Here is a 20,946-nt window from a genome sequence, read left to right on the forward strand (position 1 = left end):
CTTGATCCTGATCAAATTCAGTCAATCCTTGCTGTGTATACTGTATACACAGCAGATTGGGAGATTTCGGAATGTCAGGATACAAGAACTTCTTTCAACGAATAGCGCGGATCGTCAATGCGCCACGCGATGAAAATATCAGCGAACTTGAACTGTCCGATCTCGGTCTTTCCCGTGCAGATCTGGCCATGTTGCGCTCTGGCGCACCCAACGCGAGAGAGCGTATCCTTTCTATGGCAAGTCAGTTTGGTCTTAGCGAAGATGATCTCAATGCACATCCTGAGCTTAGCCTTGAGCTTGCAGAAAAATGTGGGCATTGCCGTCAGGCAAAAACCTGCCGCGATGCAATCCGGTCTGGTGAGCGATTGCCGCAGGAAAAGTGCCCGAATGCGGGGCTGTATGCGGCACTTTCCGAGGCCTAGCGTCCGCTTGGGCTTTCCTTTGGGCTCAGCTTTCTACGACCAGTGATCTTGAAGCGATCAGCCGTCCCGAAATCTTTCATTCCGACACCTGCAGCAAACTCGGCAAAGATCGGCGCATGTTTGAACAGATGTCCGGAACATCCGCCGGCAAATAAAACGTTCTCATGCTCGGGGTGCCAGTCTACGATGAAATGTGTATCGGGTGTCAGGATGATCTGGTTGAATTTGGAATCTACCACACGTTCGCCTTCAAGGCCCGGAAGGCGATGGCGGATGTAGCTGCGTGTCCGTCCCAGCGTTTCCTGTCGGATCAGCCTCTCGTCATTGTCCAGATCGATCTTATCCGGGATCACGACCGCCGCTTTCACGCCCGACCCTTCAGAGGAGGGCAGACCAAAGGACCCCTGACCGTGGTCGATCCAGCAGGGCATCCGGCTCATGTCGAAATCTTCGGACCCATCGGGTGTTGAGGTATAAAGGACGTTTACGCCAACCACGGTCGAAATCGGTTTGATCGTTTTGGGGAACATGTCCGCCATCCAGGGGCCGGTTGAGACTATGATTAGATCAGCCTCAAGTGGTTTGCCATCCAGCATTGGGCGTTCAGACCCGTCGGTGGTCACGCGGCCGCGCTGCACAGTGCCACCTGCGCGACGAAACAATTCCAGCCCGGTCAGGACGCAGCGATGTGCCATCAGCATTCCGGCTTCGGGTTCGAACAGGGCGTATTCGATGTCGGGAACGCGAAACTGCGGAAATCGCGATTCGATGTCCTGCCGCCCAAACTTGTAGTAGGGCACACCAACGCGGTCGAAGGTTTCGGCTGTGGCGTTTTCCCAATCACAATGGCCACCTGTTGCCAGAATCAGCGCGCCGCATTCGTACATCAGATTCTGTCCGCTCTCTGCCTGCAGCTCCAACCAGCGCAGGCGGCTTTCTCGGGCCCACCGTGTATAGAACTCGTCACGCCCCGATATTGCACGGATCACTCGGTTGTAATCCGTTGAAGAGGCTCGGGAATGTCCGGGTTCCCAGCGATCAACAAGGGTGACCGATTCACCACGTCGTTGCAATGTAAGTGCCGTCATGACGCCGACGATGCCGCCTCCGACAACAATGACCGAGCTCTTGGACATGATGCAGATTTTCCTTGTTTATCGATTGGCTTTGTGAATACTGTATACAGAATACAAAATTTATAAAGCCAAAAACAGGGAGAGCGTATCAATGAGTTCGGGATTTGATCTGCCCGAGGGCACGCATACCGTCATACTTGGTGTGGGTGACCTCAACGGCATCATGCGCGGCAAGCGCATTCCGGCCAGCCACTGGGATCATGTCTGCAAAAGCGGCAATGCGCTGTCGATTGCACTGATGGCCATCGATATGACCTGCGATGTTTGGGACACGCCTTATGTCAATTTTGACAACGGCTATCCGGATATGCACCTCTTCCCGATGACGCAGCCCGTCGCCGTACCGTGGGAGCCAGGGGTTGCGGTATGCTTTGGCCGTGCAGAAGGTATGGATCACAAACCGGTGCCGATTGATCCAAGGCAAGCGCTGGTGCGTCAGGTTGAGCGTGCCCGCGAGATGGGGTTCGAGGTCAATGTTGGCACTGAGCTCGAGTTCTATCTATTGGACCCGGAGACCGGGCAGCCTCGAGACAGCGGAATTCAGGTTTATGGCCTTGGGCGAGCCGCCCGGATGGAGCACATCGTCGGCCCAATCCGTCAACAGATCAACGAATGCGGCATTCCGATCGAACAGTCGAACCCGGAATACGCGGCTGGTCAGGTTGAGGTGAACATTCGCTATGGCGAGGCGCTTACAGCGGCAGATCGTGTTGTTCTTTTCAAATCGCTGATCCGTCAGTTGGGCATCGCCCACGGATATCTAGCGACCTTCATGCCCAAGCCTTTCTTTGAGCAATCGGGTAACGGATTCCACACGCATTACTCGCTGTGGAAAGACGGCAAGAACGCGTTTGCCGTTGGTGGCAAGATTAATGACACCGGTAAATCGTTCATCGCCGGTCTGCAGAAGCGCATGTGCGAAACAGCCATCTGCGGCAGTGGTACGGTGAATGGTTACCGGCGCCGCCAGCCCTATACGTTCTGCCCCATCAACGCGAGTTGGGGTTATGACAATCGAACGGTCGGTATTCGGGTCATCGAAGGGGCCGACAGCGCCGTGCGCGTTGAGAAGCGCGACGCAGGGGCGGATGCGAACCCCTATCTTCTGCTGGCTGCGGAAATTGCGGCCGGGCTCGACGGGATTGAGCAGGGGCTCGAGCCCTCTGAGCCGACAATGGGCAACGCCTATGAAGAGGGAATTGGTGATCCTATCCCCACCGATCTGCCGACCGCCATTGAACTGGCGCGAGGATCTGAATGGCTGCGTGATGTTCTAGGCGAATTGCTGTGGGAGCTGTCTTTGCAGCAGGCCGAGCGCGAGCTTGAGTTCTTTAATCAACAGGTCACTCCGGTTGAGCTGGACCGATACCTGAGGACGCTCTGATGCATCTGGGCAAAGTCACCGGGACCGTCACAGCCACGGCCAAAGACCCAAAACTGGTCGGGGCGAAACTTCTGGTGACGGATCTTGTCGATAGCAAGGGCAAGGTGATCGACCCGGCCCGGGTCTCTGTCGATACCTGCGGCGCCGGGGTCGGGGATACGGTTTTACTGGTCAGTGGCTCAGCGGCGCGTATGGCAGCGGGTCTGTCCACTGCACCCATTGATCTGGCGATCATCGCGATCGTGGACCGCGTAGCCACGACCTGAAGCATAAGACATCAAACACCTAAATCTCGTTGGAGGAACAGAAAATGGCGAAACCAGTGGCGGGGCAGATGGCCCTGGGCATGATTGAAACGCGTGGGCTTGTCGGCGCGATCGAAGCTGCAGATGCAATGGTCAAGGCGGCCAGCGTTTCGATTGTTGGTCAGACAAAGGTGGGCGGTGGATTGGTCGCCACGCTCGTGCGCGGTGAGGTTGGCGCGGTCAAAGCGGCGACCGATGCGGGTGCGACCGCAGCAAACAAAGTTGGTGAGGTTGTCTCTGTCCACGTGATTGCCCGCCCGCATGACGAACTTGAGGCGATTATTGACAGCCTTGGCGCTGGCTCTGCAGCCTGATCCGCCAGCTTTTAAGGAGACGCTATGTCTGCCGGTTTCGAGGAATTCACGCGAGCAGCGACACGCGGCGCGACCCGGGCTGCGCTTGAACGTCCCAAGCTTGACCGAATAGCGGTATTGGGTGGCGGGGCAGATGCGCGACTGTTGGCAGCCCTGTGTCTTGCTGAAGGGGCCGAGGTCAATTTGTTTTCGGCCTATGGATCTGAGCTGTCGTTGCTGGCCCAATCCTCAGGCATCTCACTGCAGGGTGAGGGTCCGGTCGGGACCTATCAGGTTGATTGTGATGGGCCATCGATACATACGACGGCCGAGTTGGACGCAGCGGTGCGCGATGCACAGGTGGTTTTCCTAACTGGACCAATCCATAAGCAGCGCACCTATGCCATGGTGCTGGCCGATCATCTCAACGATGGGCAGATACTGGTTCTGGCGCCTGGTCGCTCCCTTGGGGCTGTTGAAGCAGCCTGGCTGCTGCGGATTGGTGGCTGCACAGCTGACGTCACTCTGGTCGAAATCCAGGGGCTGCCCTATTGGTTCCGTTCCGAAGGGGCAGCTTTGACAATATCGCAGGCGGCGCCAATGGCTGCAGCGACATTGCCGCGCGGGCGCGAAGAGGTTCTTGATGGCTTGTCTGCGTATCTTCCCAATGTGCAGGTCGTTGACTCGGTCTTGGCGTCTAGCTTCAACGATCTATCAGCCGCGGTTGAGATACCTGCACTGATCCTTGGGGGGGCTGCGATGGGAGTTGGTGGTCCTGATGTCCCGATGGGCGGCGTGCCGCTTGAGGCCAATCAGACTTTTGCGTCTTTGATCGGACTTGATCAGAAAGAAGTGATCCATGGTCTGGCGGATGAGCGGCGGCGCATTGCAGCTGCATACGGTTTACGCAACCTGCCCGAGACCGAACAGTGGGTTTCCACCTTTGCCGGTGCCGAGCGAGGCCCAGGCGCACGACCGATCCCCGATCAGCAAACGTCTCGCGGTATGATGCGCGACGGGGTGCTGGGCTCGCTCGTTCCTTTAGTCTCGGCTGGTGAGCTTGCGGGTATCGCAAGCCCGCTGACGAGCAGCCTGATCGCGATCTCAGATCGAATTTTGGGCGCTGACGTAGCAGCGGCTGGTCGACGCCTGGAAACCATAGGGGTTTCAGCGGGAGATGTAGATCACGCGCGCCGTATCTTTGACACCATCGCCACCGGAGCTTCGTGATGGACGCAGACCTGAAATCGATTGCCGCCGCAAGACGCACCGCAGATCACGCTTTCGAAGCCTATCGCGCCTTTCTGGGCACTGATCCTGCGCAGGTGGATGCAATTGTCGACGCCATGGCGCGCGCAATCGAGCCGGAAGCCGAACGGTTGGGGCAAATGGCGGTCGAGGAAACCGGCTATGGGAATGTCCCGGACAAGCGGGTCAAGAACCTGTTCAATGCGTTGTCTGTTGCTGATTATCTGAGAGATATAACAACGCTGGGCATGCTCTGGCGGGATGACGCGACAAAGATCGCAGCGTTCGGGGAACCCATGGGCGTTGTGGCTGCCCTGATCCCGGTGACCAATCCAACGTCGACAATCATCTACAAAGTGCTTTCCGCAGTGAAGGCGGGTAACGCCATCGTCTGCGCGCCTCACCCGCGCGGAGTGGCGTGTGGCATCGAAACCGTCCGCATCATGGCGCGTGTGGCCGAGCAGATGGGTGCCCCCAAAGGCCTGATCCAATGTCTGGATTCCGTGACGATTCAGGGCACAGCCGAGCTGATGAAACACCGCCGTACCTCGGTTGTGATGGCAACGGGTGGACCGGCCATGGTCAAAGCGGCATATTCCAGCGGCAAACCGACGCTCGCAGTAGGGGCGGGCAATGTGCCGTGCTATGTGCACAAGTCGAAAGCGCGTGATCTGGCCGAAGTGGCCGAGATGATCGTGACGTCAAAAAGTTTCGATTACGGTACGGCCTGCGTTAGTGAGCAGGCGGTTGTCGCCGACCCCGAAATAGCGCGCGATCTGCGCCACGAGCTCAAGTTGAAAGGCGCGTACTTCTGTACGCCCGCTGAGGCTGATCGTCTGGCCAAAGTGATCTTCAAAGGCAGGCAAGCCATGGATCCGGATAGGGTTGGGCAAAGCCCGCAAGCGCTTGCCGACGCTGCAGGATTTGCAATCCCGCCGCGCACCCGCTGCCTCGTGTCAGAAGAAACCGAAATTGGTTGGCAGCGCCCGTTATCAGCCGAGAAACTGAACCCGGTTCTGGCATTTTATGAAGCGAAGTCCACCGATCATGGAATCGAGCTGGCGCAATCCATCGCCAAATTCGAAGGTTGGGGCCATTCCTCGGTCATCCATTCGGACGACCCTGAGGTCGTGGCCCGGTTCTCGACTGTGCCAACGGGCCGCGTGCTGGTGAATACGCCAGGCATCATGGGCGGTATGGGATATTCGACTGATCTAGAGCCATCCTTCATGCTGGGTACGGGAACATGGTCGGGGTCCATTACCTCAGACAACGTGACGGCCCTGCATCTCATCAACATCAAACGGGTCGCTTACGAAAGCAGACCCTGGCGCGACATTTACGAGGAGTATGGCGCATGAGCGAGATTACGATCCGGGCGCTGATGCAGATCGATAACCTGCAACCGAAATTTGCCGCTTACAATGGCGCAACCGTGCAGGGATCGGTCCCTTTGTCCGGTGATACGGTTCTGATCGGAGAATTTGCGCCGGGCAACGGAGTGTTCTCGCTGATCGACCGCGCGCTCAAGGCATCGTCTGTCGAGGCGACGACCCAGATGGTCGAGCGTGAATTTGGATTCTTTATTCTGCGGTCGCCATCGAATGCCGAGGTCTCCGCTGCGCGCGATGCGATGCTGGCTGAACTTGGTGCCACGATGTCCGACCGGTTGAAACCGGTGATCAGTTCGACACAGATCATAACCAGTGTTGAACCCTATCAGGCGCAGTTGTTGAACAAATGGCGCAAAGGCGCGTTGATCGTTCCGGGTCAGACGCTGGGAATCGTGGAATGCGCACCGGCCGCTTACATCTCGATTGCCGCGAACGAGGCCGAGAAAGCGGCAGAGATCGACATTGTCGAAGTGCGCGCCGTGGGGCGATTTGGACGCCTGTTTATCTCGGGGTCAGAAAACTCGGTCAAAACCGCCGTTGAGGCTGCGACCCGAGCGATTGAGGCCGTGGACGGGAAAGACGGTTGATGGCGGCACCGCGTGTCATAGGTTCTGATGCGGTCGAAGATGCCCGCCGGCGCGGTCGGATCGTGTTTGAGGTCTTGCCGGACGATATCGTGACGGCATTGGCGCGCGAAACCGCTGAGCGAGTTGGCATCAAATTGGTCGATGGACCGCTGGAAAAACCGCAGCCAATGCGTACAGACGCAGCGGTTTCAATGCAGCGCGTGTTGTATCGCCGTTCGCCCAAATGGGTTGCTCCGGTGCGTGCGAAGCGCAAGGCGCGCAGGTTGGGAAAACTTGCTTTGGTCGGGGCTGGTGGCGTCGGTGGCAATGTGGCGCATCTGGCGGCAATGCAGGATATCGCGGATGAGATTGCTCTGATCGATATTGCGCCGGGAATGGCCGCCGCAACTGCGTTGGATTTAAACCATACGTCAGGCATCACCGGCGCAAGCGCACGGTGTGTGGGCGGAGAGTCGCTCGATCTAGTCGCTGGGGCAGAGGTGGTTGTGGTGACCGCAGGCCGTGCCCGGCGTCCGGGTATGAGCCGCGCGGATCTGATCGACGTGAATGCGCGCGTGATCCGTCAGGCAGCCGAGGCCATCCGGTCTGCCGCGCCAGATGCTATCGTCATTGTCGTAACCAATCCGCTTGATGAAATGACTGTCGAAATGCTGCGCGCCACCGGGTTCCCGCGTGAACGGGTACTGGGCATGGCGGGAACACTGGACAGCAGTCGCTTTCGCAATGCTCTGGCCGTGGCAGCAGGGGTCTCACCCGCTGATGTTGAGGCCTTTACGCTTGGGAGTCACGGAGATGAGATGGCGCCGATTCCGAGCCGAGCCAAAATAAAGGGCCGGGCGTTGGATGTATTTCTGTCGCCTGACCAGATTGATGCCTGTGTTAAGGACGCCGTAACCGGCGGGGGGCAGGTTGTTGCCCTCAAGAAATCGGGTTCGGCAACCATTGCCCCGGCGCATGCGTCTATCGAATTGATCGACCATATACGGGGCGCGCGTACAGGCCCTGTTCCGGTTTCAGTCATGTTGCAAGGGGAATATGGTATCGATGGCGTTGTGCTTGGTGTTCCTGCCCATCTTGGATCTTCTGGATTGGTCGAGGTCGAGGAGTTGCGGCTGACCGATCGGGAACAAGCAGCCTTGCAGAAAGCGGCGGATGCCATCCGGTCGAGGTTGGGCCTGTGACCCTCCGCGTCTGGAAGTCAGGCGGGCGGTTCGAAGAAGTTGCGTCTTATTCCCGCGCAAAGCGCATCGGTCCATTCGTTTGGGTTGCGGGGACCACAGCCATCGAACCCAGCGGGCGCATTCATGCACCCGGAGATGTAGAGGCACAGACAAAGTACATTCTGTCTCGTATAGAAGAGGCGCTTAAGGCCGTCGGCGCCGAGATGCGTCATGTCGGTCGGGTCCGCGTTTATCTAACCGATCTGTCACGTGCGGGCGAGTTCGCGCGCATACACGGAGCGGTTTTCAATGGTATCGATCCAGTTCTGACCGCCGTTGAAGCGGGGCTGACACAGCCTGGTTTGATGGTGGAAATCGATGTCGACGCGGTAATTCACGACGAAAACGGTAAAATCAGCGGACTCTAAACATGACTCATCAAGAAAGGATTTGATCGAACTTCTGTCTTGTGTACTGTATACAGAATACAAGGAAGGCAAAATAAGACACAGGGAGCTAATGTGATGATCAAAACAACGCTACTCAGCGGAACATGTATCGCGCTCATGGCCTCGGCGGCTGCCGCGGAAATCAAGGTCGGATTTATCGGATCACTTTCGTCGGACACCGGTCTATCGACGTTGCGCGGTGCCGAGATCGCAATTGAAGAACTGAATGCCAATGGCGGGGTGATGGGGGAACAAATCACGCTGGTTTCGGCCGACACGGGGCAGGACCCGACCGAGGGGGTGCGGGCCTATGAGTATCTGGCGGAAACCGAAGAGGTAGATTTCATCATCTCAGGCTCAATCGATGATGTTTCGTTGGGCTGGCTGCCACGGATGCAGGAATACCGGATTCCGACTCTGGACACGTGGACATCGTATATCGGGATCATCGACATGGTGGTCGAGGACCCCGAAAGCATGGCGCCGTACTTCATGAACATCGCGTCGGACGAGGCTCTGGCCACGCTCTATATCAATTTTGGTGCCGACGTACTGAAGGAAAAGATGGGTTGGGAATCCGTTGTCATTCTGGCTGAGGATACAGCGTTTGGTGAGGCGATCACCGGATTGGTGACCGAGGCGCTGGCACCCGTTGCCGGGATCGAGGTCAAGGACATCATCACCTATGACGTCGCCACCGTTGATTTCGCACCGATCTTCAGTCGGGCACAGGATACCGGGGCGGATTTCATCTATCAGGTCTCGTCTGTGAACTCACAAGTGGTGTCGTCGCAATATGTGAAACTGCAGGTGCCCATGGCGATGACAGGGGTGAACGTAGCCGCATTGGGTATGGAATATTGGGAAGACACTGGCGGAGCAGGTGGCGGCATCTCGACTCTGTCACCGATCCCGTCTGTAGGGTTCAAACTTGACCCGGCAAGCCAGACCTTTGTTGACACCTATCAGGCCAAGTATGACAGCCGCCCACTGCTGCCTCATTTCAATGGGTTCAACGCCTATCACGGGCTGAAGCAGGCCATGGCCGCCGCCGAAGAGGCGGGTGGCTTCGACAATGTCGAAGGCTGGGCCGATGCGATGAAGAAGCAGGATCTGGTTCTTGAAATGGATGGTCAGCTTTGGCTGCGCTATGCCTTCTGGGGCGACGATGAGGTCGAGCCTGTGACAGGCCGCACCTATCCCCATAACATACGCTTTGATCTGTCCGAGCCGTTTGATGATGCAGCCCCTTCAATGGTCGTTGTTCAGTGGTACGAAGACGGCACTGCCGCAGTTGTGTATCCCGAGAAATACGCGACGGGCGAGTTCACGCTGCCCAGCTGGGTCAAGCAGTAGTCCAGCCCCAACCATAGCTTGAAACGGGTGCGCGGCAGCGCGCGCCTGCAGCCAAGGATCAACACATGTTGCAGATACTGATTCAGGGGCTTTTGCTCAGCGGTCTCTACGCGCTCATTGCTATGGGGTTCACGCTGATCTTCAGCATCGGTCGTGTCCTGAATCTTGCCTATGGCGCCTATCTGATGGTCGGCGGCTATATTTACTTTTGGATCTCGCAATCGCTTGGGATGCCTAAGCTCATGGGGGTTGCCGTGGCCGCCGCGCTGGGTGTGCTTATGGGCGTCTTGAAATATCGCCTGATCGTCAAAACGCTCAAAGGGGATCATGTGGCTGTCGAGATTTCGACGCTGATCCTTGCGGCCGTCATTCAGGCAGGCATCGTTTTGGTCTTTGGCGACAGCAGCAAAATCCTTTTGCCGATTGTCCCCGGAGTGATCAACGTCGCCGGGGCCTCGGTCACATATAACATCCTGATCGCGACACTCATTAGCTGGGCCATACTGCTGGGGCTCTATGCCTTTGTCCGGCTGACCCATACCGGGCGCGCAATGCAGGCGGTATCGATGGATGCCAAAGGCGCGGCGATTTCCGGGATCGACCCGGATCGCATCAATCTGATCACCTGGGGTATCTCGGGCGCATTGGGCGCACTCGGTGGTGTTTTCTTCGCCAGCTATACGCAGCTATCGCCTTCCATGTGGGTCGCCCCGCTGATCATTTCGGTGGCTGTGGTTATCGTTGGTGGGATCGGCTCGATCCTGGGCACTTTGGTGGTGGCGCATATTGTGGGCTTCCTCGAAGTCATTGTCGTGGCGACACTTGCACCAGAGTTGCGCGGGGTCTTCACAATGCTTCTGATTATCGGCGTGCTGGTCACGCGACCGCAAGGCCTGTTTGGCCGAGAGGAGCTGTGATCATGGGCCTACGCTGGATTCACTTTGCGCTTTGGGGCGGTTTGATCGCGGGAATGTTCCTGTTGCCGCAAGTCGTCTCGAACGGGACATTGCGCACAATGATCTTTGCCAACTATCTGGCGATCTTTGCCATCAGTTGGGACGTGCTGTCTGGCCGAACGGGGTATGTCAGCTTTGGTCATCCGTTTCTGATCGGTATCGGGGCCTATACCACTGCAATCCTGACCAAGCGGTTCGATGTCGCTGTTGAGGTATCAATCCCGATTGCTGTTGTCGTCACAATGATCGCGGGCCTGCTGGTGTTGCTGCCAGCCCTGCGAATTCGGGGCAGTTACTTCGCACTGGTCACGCTGGCCTTTATGGAGCTGCTGTATCAACTGGTTCAAGTCATTCGTCCCGACTTGACCGGCGGAACGCGCGGCATGTCAGGCATTCAAACGCTGACGCGCGGCGCGGCGAACGGGTATTACCTATCGACGACGCTGATGCTGGCGATCGCCGTCAGCATGTGGCTATTGATGAAGACGCGGCTTGGAACCGCTTTGTCGGCGATTGGCATGAACGAGGAAAGCGTGCGGGGCTCGGGCCTCAGCACCACCCGCCTTAAGGCGTTTACCTTTCTGACAAGCGCTATGATTGCGGGTCTAGGCGGGGCGTTCTATGTCCACTATCTGGGATCGCTTGCTCCACGCGCGCTGTTTGATATCAACTTCTTGTTCACCATCATTGTCGCGGCACTTCTGGGTGGAACCTCAACCATCATCGGTCCGATGATCGGCGCCTTCTTCATGACGTTCTTGCTGGAATATCTGAGGCCGGTTCTTCCGGGGGCGGAGCGGTACTTCGTCTACGGTGCCATTGCACTGCTCCTTTACATGTATCAGCCGAAAGGCCTTGTTGAGCTTGTCCGGCGTGGCTTCAAAACCCTGGGCAGGGGGCGGATGGCATGAGCGCGGCGTTAAAGGTATCCGGTCTTGTGAAACGTTTCGGTGGGTTGGTCGCGACGAATGATCTGTCGTTCACTCTCAAAGAGGGCGAGTCTTTGGGATTGATCGGTCCCAATGGAGCGGGCAAAACGACGGTATTCAGCCAGATCATGGGTGAGCTGCGACAGAACAGCGGCACGATCGAGCTGTTCGGGCAGGAAATTTCGAACCTTTCGACCCCGCAGCGCATTCGTGCCGGGGTTAGCCGGACCTATCAAATCCCGCGCCCGTTTGGTGATATGAGCGTTGCTGAAAACATCCGAGTTGGGCTGATGCCTGACAATATCTGGCAAATGATTGTCTCGCCCCCAAACAAAGAACGTGAGCGGGAGCTAGCGCTTAGCGTCGGCTTTACCGAAGCGGATTTGGAGCGCGCGCCAACAGAATTGGCCATGGGTGATTTGCGCAAGCTTGAGATGGCCCGCACGATGGCAACCGCACCCAAAGTGATGTTGCTGGACGAGGTGTTCGCGGGTCTCACCACTGGGGAGATTGCACAGATTTCGGAGCTCATTCAGTCGATGCGCAAGGATGGAATGACTTTCCTGATCGTCAGCCATGATCTGCCCGCGCTTGAGCCTTTGATCGACCGCGCCATCGCCATAGAACGCGGCACCATGATTGCCGAGGGATCGTTTGCCGAGGTGATGAACGACAAGGCTGTTCAGGCCTCGTATCTGGGGGCCGCGTAATGTCGTATCTGGAAATCGAAAATCTGTCGGCCTTCTATGGCAAAGCGCAAGCGCTGACCGATATCTCAATCACTGTCCAACCCGGTGAGATCGTCGCCGTGGTTGGGCCTAATGGTGCCGGAAAATCGACCTTGCTGGACAGCATCATGGGGCTTGTCAAAACCGAAGGAGACATTCGGCTGAGGGGGCACAGTCTGGCCGGTCGAACGCCTTCGGAAATTGTGCGGCATGGAGTGGGTTACGCGCCCGAGCGCTTCAACCTGTTTCCCTATATGTCTGTGCGTGACAACCTTATGGTCGGTGCCTTCACGGCCCGCGATGATATCCAGAGCAATCTGGCGATGGTGCACAGCCTGTTCCCGCGTCTGGAAGAGAGGGAAGGGCAAGAGACCTCGACCCAGTCGGGCGGGGAACGTCAGATGGTCTCGTTCGGGCGCGCGCTGATGACCAGCCCCGAGCTGTTGCTGGTCGACGAGCCGACAATTGGCCTGGCCCCGAAAATCTGCCACGAAATCGCCGAGGTGGTACGCAAGCTCAACAAAGAATACGGGCTGACGGTGGTGATTACCGAGCAGAACGCCAACTTCGCTCTGTCGTTGGCGAGCCGTATTTATGTGCTCGAATCCGGACGGATGCAGACGTCAGGCACCGCAGACGAGTTGCGGAATGATAAACGATTGCTCGAAGCCTATTTTGGCGGTCACTAAGTGACGTTCAAAAGCGGTAGGTTGCGCCGATCAGAGGACCAGATTGATCGAATTTGAAATCATTCCCGTCGATGTCATGATCGAATGAGATATAGCGGTATCCGCCGCGGATCAGCCAGCGATCATTGATCGCGTAGTCTGCGGTTAGCAAGACCTGCCACGTCTCACTGCCACTGCGGAAACCACCATAGTCAACAAATCCGGTGCCTGACCATTTGTCCGAGAACGTGACGCGTGCGCGGGCCCCGATCACGGGATCCGTCCAGCTTGAATCAACGGTCGTCCGACGACCAGGTGCGGCGCCGGGTTGCAGTTCAAAATCGGTTTCCGTGCTGAACCACCTGAACCCGCCGACAAGATCGATATTGGCGGATTGATCGTTATAGACCCGATAACCGACATAGCCGCTGAGGAATTGTGTCGTAAAGGATGTATCGAGGCCCGAGCTTGCCGGGCCGGGCGTATCGCTACTGAAAGAGAGGTTGGTATAGTTGTAGTCCGCAAGCAGTGACCAACGCCCGTTTGTCGCTGCAAATGCTGCCATGAACGCGAAATCGAGATTTTCCAGTGCATCGGAAAAACTCAACGTGCCATCCAAGGTTCCTCGGGGTGTGCTGATCGAAGTCTCTGTTTCTGGCATAAACAGATAGATCGAGGCCTCGTATGACCAATCGGACTGCTGGGCCGCCACGACGGATGCCATTGAACTTGCCAAAGAGACTCCGATGGCCAGTTCTTTCCACTTCGCTGTTATTCCCATCATTGTCCTCCTGTCAAAAACTTCTTCGAAATCCGGTCATGGGGTCGCTCCCATCCAATCTGGCGTTTGTGAATTTCATGCCGCCGCGTCTTCGGATTTACCTACGCCATCGCCGACGCGGTTGATATCTGTGCTGGGAAAAAACTCGGACCAGACATGCCAGAACACGCCGGCGCGTAAGGTCTCGACCCGTTGTAGCTGACCTTGATCGGATTTTCCCCAAAAGTTGCATTTGGTCACGGGTTGGCCGCTGTCATTGTACCAAACGCCCAAGCTTTCATACTTTGGGTTGATGCTGACAACGACATCCCGACCGCCGACCCGCGCATTTACGATCCAATCATTGTCGACGATGAAATCATCAGTCCAGCAGGTGGCATCCTGTCCGATGGTGATCCCCCAGACATAGGCTTTATTGGGCAACCGATCGTCTGATCGGTCCATGTTATCCATCACCGGAGCCTCTTCCTGATGCTGACGGCCGATGCCCCAGCCAAAGGTAATCTCGGTCATCATGTCCAGAAGCCGCAGCAACGGGTTTTGCGAGGGTTTGTTCAGAAAGACTTCGCCATCTGGAAAGGCCTTCTGAAATCCTCGGAAGGTCATCCTGTAGGTGGGCCAGGGTTTCATCTGCGCCTCGGGTCGTAGCGGGCAGGCGAGGCCATCTGTGTTTGGGTTCTGATCCGCCTCGCGAAAGCCATATATGTGCTGGATAGGCTCGCCCGTGTCGTTGTCGCGCAGGATCAGATTGTTTCCGTGCTGGGCGAGAACTTCAAGGTTCAGCCGTTTACCTTCGATGCTTGGCGAATAGCCCTGACCAAGATTGGCCATGGCGCAATAGGTCATCACGACGTCTTCACCGCCCAGCCCTTTGTCATCGCCCGCCAGATGCGGCCGCATGATCTGAGCGTCGGGATGAGCACGGGCATGGCCGTCATTGTCGATCACCATCACAGGCGCGGTCGGGCCGACATATTTGCGGGCCTCGTCTATTGGAAAATACTGCGCTGTATTCAATTGGTTCCTAAGGCCCAGATGAACCCAGACATACGGAAACCCATAGAGGAACACGACCAGAATAGCCGCCACCAGCCACAGCCAGAACGGTCCGGCCCCCAGCGCGAAATGTGCAAGCGTCGCAACGACAAAAGCGCCCAACCCGATGGTAATCAGGCGGTATTCATTGCGGATGAACCGCACCATATTCTCGCGCTTCACTTTCAGGAGCATCTGAGACACGTCGCCCAAATCTCGGAAATAAACGAACCCAATCCCAAGTGATCCGATCAAACCCAGTGCGAATAGGAGAAGTCCGAACATGTGATGATCCTAAATCTTGACTGCTGCGTACTGGGGCTATTGCTGTGGCGATTGGCGTTTGATCAGAAACGCTTCGACCGCTTGCTGAGTTTCGGGGCGAATGTTCTCGATCCCTTCGTATGGCACGCCGTATGCGGGCGGTGTGTCTGGGTATTTTTCTTTCCTCGCCATGTGGCGACCAAGGATGCGGGCGAATTCCTGCCCTCCCCAGGCGCCAACCTCGGTCGAGACTGAATACTCCTCACGCGTATCCCGGAAGAGATCAAAGAATTTTGCCAGAATAGCGCTTTCACCAGCGCCCGGCAGCTTCAGCTTCAACTGGTCCTTGACGATCGCTTCGGGTTTAGCGACCGAATAGATGATCACATGATCGCGGCGCGCCTTTGCTTCGTCCGCAAACAAAAGCGCTGCGGATTGATCGACGCCATCCACCAATCGATCCCTCGGGATGTGCTGATCGGCACCCGCAAAGCGCGAGAGCGTCGTGTACAGGTCCGAGACATGGATGATGCTGTTCAGCAACCCATCTGCCTGGATCATTCCCGGCCAGCGGATGAAGGCATCGACCCGAACGCCGCCTTCGGTCGTATCCCCTTTGCCACCAGCATAGATCATCGGTGTATAGCCCGATTGCGGGGCGTATTTGGTAAAATGCCCATTGTCCCCCATGACAACAACAATGGTGTTCTCGCTGACCCCCAGCTCATCCATTCTGGCGAACAAATCACCCAGCCATTGATCCAGCAGTTGCATCTTGTCGACATAGAGCCCGCCATTCGCGCTTTCGGGCCCAGAGCGTCCAGCACGGGTGTTGTCCAGAGGAATCATTGGCCAATATTGCAGGAAGAAGGGGGTATCGTCGCTGGCAAGACGCTCAAGCTCAGACAGCGTTTTGTCCTGAAAGGCCTGGTTCATCTCATCGTATTTGGCCGCGTTCCAACGCTCGCCAGATTCCATTCTTATCTCGCGAATTGGACCGCCGGTTTCACCTTCAATGACGGTCATCATCGCTGAGGCGTCGGGCCGGAACCAATCGTCCAGCGTATATTTGTCATCATAATCCCGGATCGCGACCGAGACTTGCTCCTTGATCGCATCATCATTGAAAATCGTCAGTTGGCCTTGTTGGTGAATGGCGTGTTGCGCGTAGTCAAAGCCTTGGTTCATCGCCCAACTTTCCGCGATATCCCCCATGTGCCATTTGCCGACGTGGCTGGTTGCATATCCTGCTTGTTTCAGAACCTCGGCCAACGTCACTTCGTCTTCCGGCAGGCCGAAGCCAGCAATATCGACGGTGGTGTCACCCATGCCCATACGCACGGGCAGGCGACCGGTCATTTGGGCCACGCGCGTCGGGGTGCAGGACGGCTCGGTATACATCCGAACCATGCGCATCGCCTCGTCCGAGAAATCGTTGATGTTCGGAGTCTCATATCCGCGGACGGCATTCAATTCAGGTATGCCCATGTCGCCGAAGCCGAGATCATCGATCAATACGCTGATAATGTTCGGCGGGTTACCGTTGTTGTCTTCGCGAAAGGTGGCCAATGCCTCATCGACAGCGACATCATCCTGGGCCCATTGCTCTGCGCGCTGTGCCTGCAGGATATAGAATTCGGCATCGTGCTGGATTGGATTATCTTGTGCCAGTACGGACTGCGCAGTAAGGCCGACAGATAGAACAAGTACCCCTAAAATCTTCATCCGATATCCCCCGTTCGTGTGCTGGGTGGAAAGCAAATCTACCCGCAGCGGCTTACATATTGAAACATTATCATATTTAGACAAGATTTTCTGTAGTCTTTACTCTTGCCAGCTCATGAACACGTCGCGCGTCAATTCGGATTCCGGGCGCAGGTTATCGATGCCCTCATAGGGGACGCCGCGTCCGATCTCGGAATGCGGATATTTCGCGATCATCTTCTGATGGCGCTTGATCATGTCCTGAAATGATGCGCCGGCCCAAAGCGAATAGCCAACCAACGGGTGCAGCTCGCGCGGGTCGCGATAGATGTTGAAGGTCGGGGCCGCCGCGCCTGGTTGGCCCGGTGCGGGTAAGTGCATCTTGAACTCCTGCTTGACCACCGAGCGCAGAACAGGACCTTCGTAGACATACACATAGTCGCGGCGACCGTTGCCTTCGCCATTCAGCAACAAGGCCGTCTGGTCGATGCCATCAATTATGCGATCGCGTGGAATGTGGTCAGTGGCACCTGCAATCCGCGCGATGGTGGTATAGATATCCGACACGTGAAAGATATCACCGGCGGCACTGTCAGATTCGATCACTCCGGGCCAGCGAATGAAAGCATCCGTGCGCACGCCGCCTTCCAAATGCTGAGTCTTGCCACCGCGATAGATCAGTTGATTGAGGCCCGAAGTCCCCTCGTAATGGTACATCAGCCCGTTGTCAGCCATCAGCACAACAATCGTGTTGTCGGTTTCGCCTGTCTCTTCAAGCTTGGCCAGCAGGTCGCCGATCCATCCGTCCAGCAGTTGCAACTTATCGGCTTGAAAGCCTCCGTTCCTGGAGAGAGCTTCATCCGGGTAAACGAAATTGAGCGGATAGAGCGGCCAGTATTGCATGAAGAATGGTTCTTCTTCTGCAGCGGCGCGTTCAAGTTGTTCAAGCGCCTGGCGTTGATAGCGTTCATTCATTTCTTCATATTTGGCTTGAGTCCAGACCTCGCCAGCCGACATATCGACTTCGCGGGCAGTGCCGCCTGCAATGGCCTCGACACCAGTGACAAGCCCATAAGGCTTGAAGCGTTCGTCCAGTAGGAATTGGTTATTCTGTCCCTCGGCTACGTATCCGAGCATGTTATTTGCGCGCATGGCCTCGGGGGTCATGAGGCTGAGTTGGACTTGTTGATGCAGAGGGAAGGCGGCCCAATCGAAACCTTGATTGTGAGGATAAGCCTGTTCGATATCACCCTGATGCCACTTGCCGACATGCACAGTATTGTAGCCAACCTCTTTCAGTATTTCGGGCAAGGTTACCTCGCTGGCCGGAAGACCTTCGCCCACAAGCGCAACCTTGACTTCGGTCACACCTGCACGGACCGGGTGTCGCCCTGTTAGCATCGCTGTTCTGGTCGGTGTGCACGAAGGCTCCGTGTACATGCGCATCAGTGACAGGCCTTCCGTGGCGAGCTGGTTGATGCTGGGTGTCTCGATGCCCATCACATAGTTCATCTTGCGGTCACCCATCTGACCGAAACTGACGTCGTCAATCAGGATGTACAGGATATTAGGTGGTTTACCCCCGTTTTCTTCACGTATCTCTGACAGCCTTGCATCGATTTCAGCGTCTTGCGCATCCCAAACTTCGCCGAACTGGGCGCGCAGGAACTCAAATTCACCATCGTGAATGATCGGGTTTTGTTGAGCATACGCAGAACCCGCAGTTAGGATCAGAGCAGGCAATATCTGTTTCAGCATGATGTCGTGCCTTTCGTATTGATAGTCGTCAGGGCGCACCCGGGTCGTCCGATAGCTTTGCTTCGATACTGCTGCGTAAGTCCGAAACAGTTTCCGCCAAATCAGCGAGGTACCGAGGCCGATGGATCGACCCGGGGTGAGGGGGCTCTGCCAGCGCGATCATCATTTCTTGGTAGTCCATGCATATTCGGTCGAATTCCTTGTCATGCGCGCGCAGGTTCTGCAGCCGCGTGATGGCACCGGGGAATTGCGTGTCGAAGAATTCGTCTTCATCCATTTGCCGCGCCTTGATCAGCTGCCCACTGAAAGCATGCAATGTGAAGAATATGACTTGAACGTATTATGCCGCATGCTACCGTAGCATAACGGGGTCAAGCCATTGTCACGAAAGGATAGTTCTTGACTGCCCTGGGGGATGAAAATTCACGCGAAACCACGCATTCCTTCTCGCCAGAAGAAGTGCACGATGCGCTTGAGCGTGTGTTGGGGTCGAACGGCTTCAAAGGATCGGCCCGAATGCGGTCATTTCTGACCTATGTTGTCAATGAAGTCCTAGCTGGGCGCTCAGCGGAAATCAGAGCCAAGACCATCGCCATGGATGTTTACGGTTACTCCGCCGATGACCTTTCCAAGCGGGAAGGGGTGGTGCGGGTTGATGCAGGCCGGGTCAGGCGGAAACTCAAAGCGTATTACGGGACGGAAGGTGCGACTGACCCGTTAGCGATCTCCTTACCCGTCGGGAGTTACGTACCAGTATTTGAGGCCCAATCCGAACAAACAAAGAAGCCACAATTTCGCCGCGTAGGAGCTGCGGTTTTAGCTTTGGCTGCTTTGGTTGGCATGGGTGTTCTGGTTTGGAGCAATATTAATATAGGTGCGTCATCCAACGCCACTGGCCTGGGGCAAAGCGCGATCTACGATGTCTCTCCCGCTCGGGTTGAGGCAATGAACCTCTGCGATGCTGGCCGAGATGTGATGTTCCCGGTTGTTGATCTTTCGCGTCTCCAACCGGCCCTGCTGATTTTCAAGACCGCGGTTGAACGAGATCCCCTGTATTACTGCGGCTATGCGGGAGCAGCGCAGGTCGAGACGATGCTGGCTATTTTGCAGTTCTTCGACCCGAACGCTGAGGCAAATCTGATGGCTGCTGATGAAAACAGCGCCCATGCCATGGATCTTGCCCCCGATGAGGCCTGGGCCTTATCGGCGCGCGCCTGGCAAGAGTTCGGGTCAGGGAATTACCAAAGGGCTGTAGCCTTGTCTCGCAGGGCAGTTTCTCTTGCCCCGAACGACCCGCACATCGCAGAATTTGATGCCCTTATCTCATTGTATACTTTGAATTTTGAACACATACTTTCGCAATCTGAGTGGTATGAAGAACTTGCTGAACGTAGCGGTGGGCTTGTTTTTGGCAATGTGCTTGGGTCAGCACAGTTTCACACCGGCGACTATGGCGCTGCGATCCGGACCTATGAAGATACGATTGAGCGCGGAGGGCCGTTTGGGCCAATTTCGGCAGCCTATCTGATGGCCGCGCATTGGAATAATGGCGAGCAGGTCGAAGCGAGGCGCCTGGCCAAAGTGTACCAAAAAACATGGCCCAATTTTCCGCTGGAAGCTTTGAAGCGGCGCGTTTTCAAAGAACCAGAACCAGTCGACGCTTTAATCACCGGGGTGAAGGCAGCGGGGGTGCAGTTTGGTGCAGGTGAAGTGACTTCTGAAACAGACTGAACCGTTGCCACAGGATCTCTACTCGTCCTGATCTACAAGACCCAAACCGCGAAGATAGATTCCAATCCCACTTTCCAAGAGGTCTTCGGGTGGGAAGGGTGAACTTGCACCAGTATTGCGGGCAAACAGTTCGACTACGCCGTGGCTCATGGCCCAAATATGAGCGCTGAACATTGATGCCGGGGGGCGTTTTTCTGGTGGAATATGCTGGGAAAGATCACTGGCGGCCTTTTCCAGCACATTTTTGGCGCGATTGGCGGCCAAAGCCAACTCTGGCGTGCGATTGATTGAAATCCCGCTTTCGAACATCGCAATATAGTATCCGGGGTGCTTGCGGGCAAAAGCAAGATAGGCGCGGCCTGTGGCTTCGAATGCAGCAAGTGCCGAGGGTTGCCCTTTGTCATAGGCAAATTGCATCAGGTCCGCGAACATCTCGAACCCTTGCCGCGCGGCTTCCGCGATCAGGTCTTCGCGTCCTTCGAAATGGCGATAAACAGCAGCGGGTGTGACGCCAGCCGTTTTTGCAGCTTCTGACAATGTAAAGCCGGTTGGCCCCTTCTGTTCGATCAGGGACAGCGCGGCCTCCATCAAGGCTTGCTTTAGATTTCCGTGGTGATATCCGCGTTTCGTCATCCCGGCCTCAGGCGCGTTTTGTCTT

At 56.4% G+C, this 20,946-nt stretch carries 22 protein-coding genes; 15 read left to right on the forward strand and 7 right to left on the reverse strand.

Going from position 1 to position 20,946, the window contains the following annotated elements; all coding sequences use genetic code 11:
- Positions 1 to 71: 71 nt before the first annotated feature.
- On the forward strand, positions 72 to 422 hold the full coding sequence (locus ACR0B3_RS01875; RefSeq protein WP_480807613.1) for a hypothetical protein: 351 nt from the start codon (positions 72 to 74) through the stop codon (positions 420 to 422).
- Here ACR0B3_RS01875 and ACR0B3_RS01880 read toward each other — a convergent pair.
- On the reverse strand, positions 419 to 1,558 hold the full coding sequence (locus ACR0B3_RS01880) for an FAD-dependent oxidoreductase (RefSeq protein ID WP_480807614.1): 1,140 nt from the start codon (positions 1,556 to 1,558) through the stop codon (positions 419 to 421). The genes ACR0B3_RS01875 and ACR0B3_RS01880 overlap by 4 nt on opposite strands.
- A 91-nt stretch (positions 1,559 to 1,649) precedes the next feature.
- Here ACR0B3_RS01880 and ACR0B3_RS01885 point away from each other — a divergent pair, with 91 nt between their 5' ends.
- From ACR0B3_RS01885 to ACR0B3_RS01945, 13 genes are all read left to right on the forward strand, one after another.
- Entirely contained in the window at positions 1,650 to 2,942 is a 1,293-nt protein-coding gene (locus ACR0B3_RS01885) for a glutamine synthetase family protein (protein WP_480807615.1), read from the forward strand.
- Positions 2,942 to 3,208, forward strand: a complete 267-nt coding sequence (locus tag ACR0B3_RS01890; RefSeq protein ID WP_480807616.1) for a EutN/CcmL family microcompartment protein — start codon at positions 2,942 to 2,944, stop codon at positions 3,206 to 3,208. The genes ACR0B3_RS01885 and ACR0B3_RS01890 overlap by 1 nt, the downstream gene beginning before the upstream one ends.
- Positions 3,209 to 3,252: 44 nt before the next feature.
- Positions 3,253 to 3,561: a BMC domain-containing protein gene (locus ACR0B3_RS01895; RefSeq protein WP_480807617.1), complete on the forward strand. Its 309-nt coding sequence runs from the start codon at positions 3,253 to 3,255 to the stop codon at positions 3,559 to 3,561.
- 24 nt (positions 3,562 to 3,585) lie between these two features.
- Positions 3,586 to 4,770, forward strand: coding sequence for a hypothetical protein (locus ACR0B3_RS01900; RefSeq protein ID WP_480807618.1), 1,185 nt, complete (start codon positions 3,586 to 3,588; stop codon positions 4,768 to 4,770).
- The gene (locus tag ACR0B3_RS01905) at positions 4,770 to 6,149 is read left to right on the forward strand and encodes an aldehyde dehydrogenase family protein (protein WP_170719399.1); all 1,380 of its coding nucleotides are present in this window, start codon (positions 4,770 to 4,772) and stop codon (positions 6,147 to 6,149) included. The genes ACR0B3_RS01900 and ACR0B3_RS01905 overlap by 1 nt, the downstream gene beginning before the upstream one ends.
- Positions 6,146 to 6,769 (forward strand): BMC domain-containing protein, encoded by a 624-nt coding sequence (locus ACR0B3_RS01910; RefSeq protein ID WP_170719397.1) that lies wholly within the window; start codon positions 6,146 to 6,148, stop codon positions 6,767 to 6,769. Before ACR0B3_RS01905 ends, ACR0B3_RS01910 begins: the two co-directional genes overlap by 4 nt.
- Complete coding sequence (locus tag ACR0B3_RS01915) at positions 6,769 to 7,950, forward strand: malate dehydrogenase (RefSeq protein ID WP_480807619.1); 1,182 nt, start codon at positions 6,769 to 6,771, stop codon at positions 7,948 to 7,950. Before ACR0B3_RS01910 ends, ACR0B3_RS01915 begins: the two co-directional genes overlap by 1 nt.
- Positions 7,947 to 8,357 (forward strand): Rid family hydrolase, encoded by a 411-nt coding sequence (locus tag ACR0B3_RS01920; protein WP_480807620.1) that lies wholly within the window; start codon positions 7,947 to 7,949, stop codon positions 8,355 to 8,357. Before ACR0B3_RS01915 ends, ACR0B3_RS01920 begins: the two co-directional genes overlap by 4 nt.
- Positions 8,358 to 8,453: 96 nt before the next feature.
- Positions 8,454 to 9,734 (forward strand): ABC transporter substrate-binding protein, encoded by a 1,281-nt coding sequence (locus tag ACR0B3_RS01925; RefSeq protein ID WP_480807621.1) that lies wholly within the window; start codon positions 8,454 to 8,456, stop codon positions 9,732 to 9,734.
- A 65-nt stretch (positions 9,735 to 9,799) separates the two neighbouring features.
- The gene (locus ACR0B3_RS01930; protein ID WP_480807622.1) at positions 9,800 to 10,651 is read left to right on the forward strand and encodes a branched-chain amino acid ABC transporter permease; all 852 of its coding nucleotides are present in this window, start codon (positions 9,800 to 9,802) and stop codon (positions 10,649 to 10,651) included.
- Between the two features lie 2 nt (positions 10,652 to 10,653).
- Positions 10,654 to 11,601, forward strand: coding sequence for a branched-chain amino acid ABC transporter permease (locus ACR0B3_RS01935; RefSeq protein WP_480807623.1), 948 nt, complete (start codon positions 10,654 to 10,656; stop codon positions 11,599 to 11,601).
- A complete protein-coding gene (locus tag ACR0B3_RS01940) occupies positions 11,598 to 12,329 on the forward strand; it encodes an ABC transporter ATP-binding protein (protein ID WP_480807624.1) in 732 nt (243 codons plus the stop codon). Before ACR0B3_RS01935 ends, ACR0B3_RS01940 begins: the two co-directional genes overlap by 4 nt.
- Complete coding sequence (locus ACR0B3_RS01945; RefSeq protein WP_170684191.1) at positions 12,329 to 13,036, forward strand: ABC transporter ATP-binding protein; 708 nt, start codon at positions 12,329 to 12,331, stop codon at positions 13,034 to 13,036. Before ACR0B3_RS01940 ends, ACR0B3_RS01945 begins: the two co-directional genes overlap by 1 nt.
- Positions 13,037 to 13,043: 7 nt before the next feature.
- Here ACR0B3_RS01945 and ACR0B3_RS01950 read toward each other — a convergent pair whose 3' ends face one another.
- From ACR0B3_RS01950 to ACR0B3_RS01970, 5 genes are all read right to left on the reverse strand, one after another.
- Positions 13,044 to 13,796, reverse strand: a complete 753-nt coding sequence (locus tag ACR0B3_RS01950; protein WP_480807625.1) for an outer membrane protein — start codon at positions 13,794 to 13,796, stop codon at positions 13,044 to 13,046.
- Positions 13,797 to 13,871: 75 nt separating this feature from the next.
- A complete protein-coding gene (locus ACR0B3_RS01955; RefSeq protein WP_480807626.1) occupies positions 13,872 to 15,116 on the reverse strand; it encodes a DUF3179 domain-containing (seleno)protein in 1,245 nt (414 codons plus the stop codon).
- Between the two features lie 36 nt (positions 15,117 to 15,152).
- Positions 15,153 to 16,820: a sulfatase-like hydrolase/transferase gene (locus tag ACR0B3_RS01960; RefSeq protein WP_480807627.1), complete on the reverse strand. Its 1,668-nt coding sequence runs from the start codon at positions 16,818 to 16,820 to the stop codon at positions 15,153 to 15,155.
- A 99-nt stretch (positions 16,821 to 16,919) separates the two neighbouring features.
- Complete coding sequence (locus ACR0B3_RS01965) at positions 16,920 to 18,557, reverse strand: sulfatase-like hydrolase/transferase (RefSeq protein ID WP_480807628.1); 1,638 nt, start codon at positions 18,555 to 18,557, stop codon at positions 16,920 to 16,922.
- Positions 18,558 to 18,585: 28 nt separating this feature from the next.
- Positions 18,586 to 18,834: a hypothetical protein gene (locus ACR0B3_RS01970; RefSeq protein ID WP_480807629.1), complete on the reverse strand. Its 249-nt coding sequence runs from the start codon at positions 18,832 to 18,834 to the stop codon at positions 18,586 to 18,588.
- A 122-nt stretch (positions 18,835 to 18,956) separates the two neighbouring features.
- Here ACR0B3_RS01970 and ACR0B3_RS01975 point away from each other — a divergent pair, with 122 nt between their 5' ends.
- Positions 18,957 to 20,288, forward strand: a complete 1,332-nt coding sequence (locus tag ACR0B3_RS01975; protein WP_480807630.1) for a tetratricopeptide repeat protein — start codon at positions 18,957 to 18,959, stop codon at positions 20,286 to 20,288.
- A gap of 18 nt (positions 20,289 to 20,306) precedes the next feature.
- Here the strand turns inward: ACR0B3_RS01975 and ACR0B3_RS01980 are convergent, their stop codons facing one another.
- The gene (locus ACR0B3_RS01980) at positions 20,307 to 20,921 is read right to left on the reverse strand and encodes a TetR/AcrR family transcriptional regulator (protein ID WP_170584138.1); all 615 of its coding nucleotides are present in this window, start codon (positions 20,919 to 20,921) and stop codon (positions 20,307 to 20,309) included.
- Positions 20,922 to 20,946: the final 25 nt, after the last annotated feature.

This window comes from Ruegeria sp. CE9 (assembly GCF_056537425.1).

Coding starts and splice junctions, on each gene's coding strand:
- ACR0B3_RS01895 (WP_480807617.1), top strand. CDS start 3,253: ATGGCGAAACCAGTGGCGGGGCAGATGGCCCTGGGCATGATTGAAACG.
- ACR0B3_RS01915 (WP_480807619.1), top strand. CDS start 6,769: ATGGCGGCACCGCGTGTCATAGGTTCTGATGCGGTCGAAGATGCCCGC.
- ACR0B3_RS01910 (WP_170719397.1), top strand. CDS start 6,146: ATGAGCGAGATTACGATCCGGGCGCTGATGCAGATCGATAACCTGCAA.
- ACR0B3_RS01935 (WP_480807623.1), top strand. CDS start 10,654: ATGGGCCTACGCTGGATTCACTTTGCGCTTTGGGGCGGTTTGATCGCG.
- ACR0B3_RS01940 (WP_480807624.1), top strand. CDS start 11,598: ATGAGCGCGGCGTTAAAGGTATCCGGTCTTGTGAAACGTTTCGGTGGG.
- ACR0B3_RS01955 (WP_480807626.1), bottom strand. CDS start 15,116: ATGTTCGGACTTCTCCTATTCGCACTGGGTTTGATCGGATCACTTGGG.
- ACR0B3_RS01965 (WP_480807628.1), bottom strand. CDS start 18,557: ATGCTGAAACAGATATTGCCTGCTCTGATCCTAACTGCGGGTTCTGCG.
- ACR0B3_RS01980 (WP_170584138.1), bottom strand. CDS start 20,921: ATGACGAAACGCGGATATCACCACGGAAATCTAAAGCAAGCCTTGATG.
- ACR0B3_RS01885 (WP_480807615.1), top strand. CDS start 1,650: ATGAGTTCGGGATTTGATCTGCCCGAGGGCACGCATACCGTCATACTT.
- ACR0B3_RS01960 (WP_480807627.1), bottom strand. CDS start 16,820: ATGAAGATTTTAGGGGTACTTGTTCTATCTGTCGGCCTTACTGCGCAG.
- ACR0B3_RS01945 (WP_170684191.1), top strand. CDS start 12,329: ATGTCGTATCTGGAAATCGAAAATCTGTCGGCCTTCTATGGCAAAGCG.
- ACR0B3_RS01875 (WP_480807613.1), top strand. CDS start 72: ATGTCAGGATACAAGAACTTCTTTCAACGAATAGCGCGGATCGTCAAT.
- ACR0B3_RS01930 (WP_480807622.1), top strand. CDS start 9,800: ATGTTGCAGATACTGATTCAGGGGCTTTTGCTCAGCGGTCTCTACGCG.
- ACR0B3_RS01890 (WP_480807616.1), top strand. CDS start 2,942: ATGCATCTGGGCAAAGTCACCGGGACCGTCACAGCCACGGCCAAAGAC.
- ACR0B3_RS01970 (WP_480807629.1), bottom strand. CDS start 18,834: ATGGATGAAGACGAATTCTTCGACACGCAATTCCCCGGTGCCATCACG.
- ACR0B3_RS01925 (WP_480807621.1), top strand. CDS start 8,454: ATGATCAAAACAACGCTACTCAGCGGAACATGTATCGCGCTCATGGCC.
- ACR0B3_RS01950 (WP_480807625.1), bottom strand. CDS start 13,796: ATGGGAATAACAGCGAAGTGGAAAGAACTGGCCATCGGAGTCTCTTTG.
- ACR0B3_RS01880 (WP_480807614.1), bottom strand. CDS start 1,558: ATGTCCAAGAGCTCGGTCATTGTTGTCGGAGGCGGCATCGTCGGCGTC.
- ACR0B3_RS01900 (WP_480807618.1), top strand. CDS start 3,586: ATGTCTGCCGGTTTCGAGGAATTCACGCGAGCAGCGACACGCGGCGCG.
- ACR0B3_RS01905 (WP_170719399.1), top strand. CDS start 4,770: ATGGACGCAGACCTGAAATCGATTGCCGCCGCAAGACGCACCGCAGAT.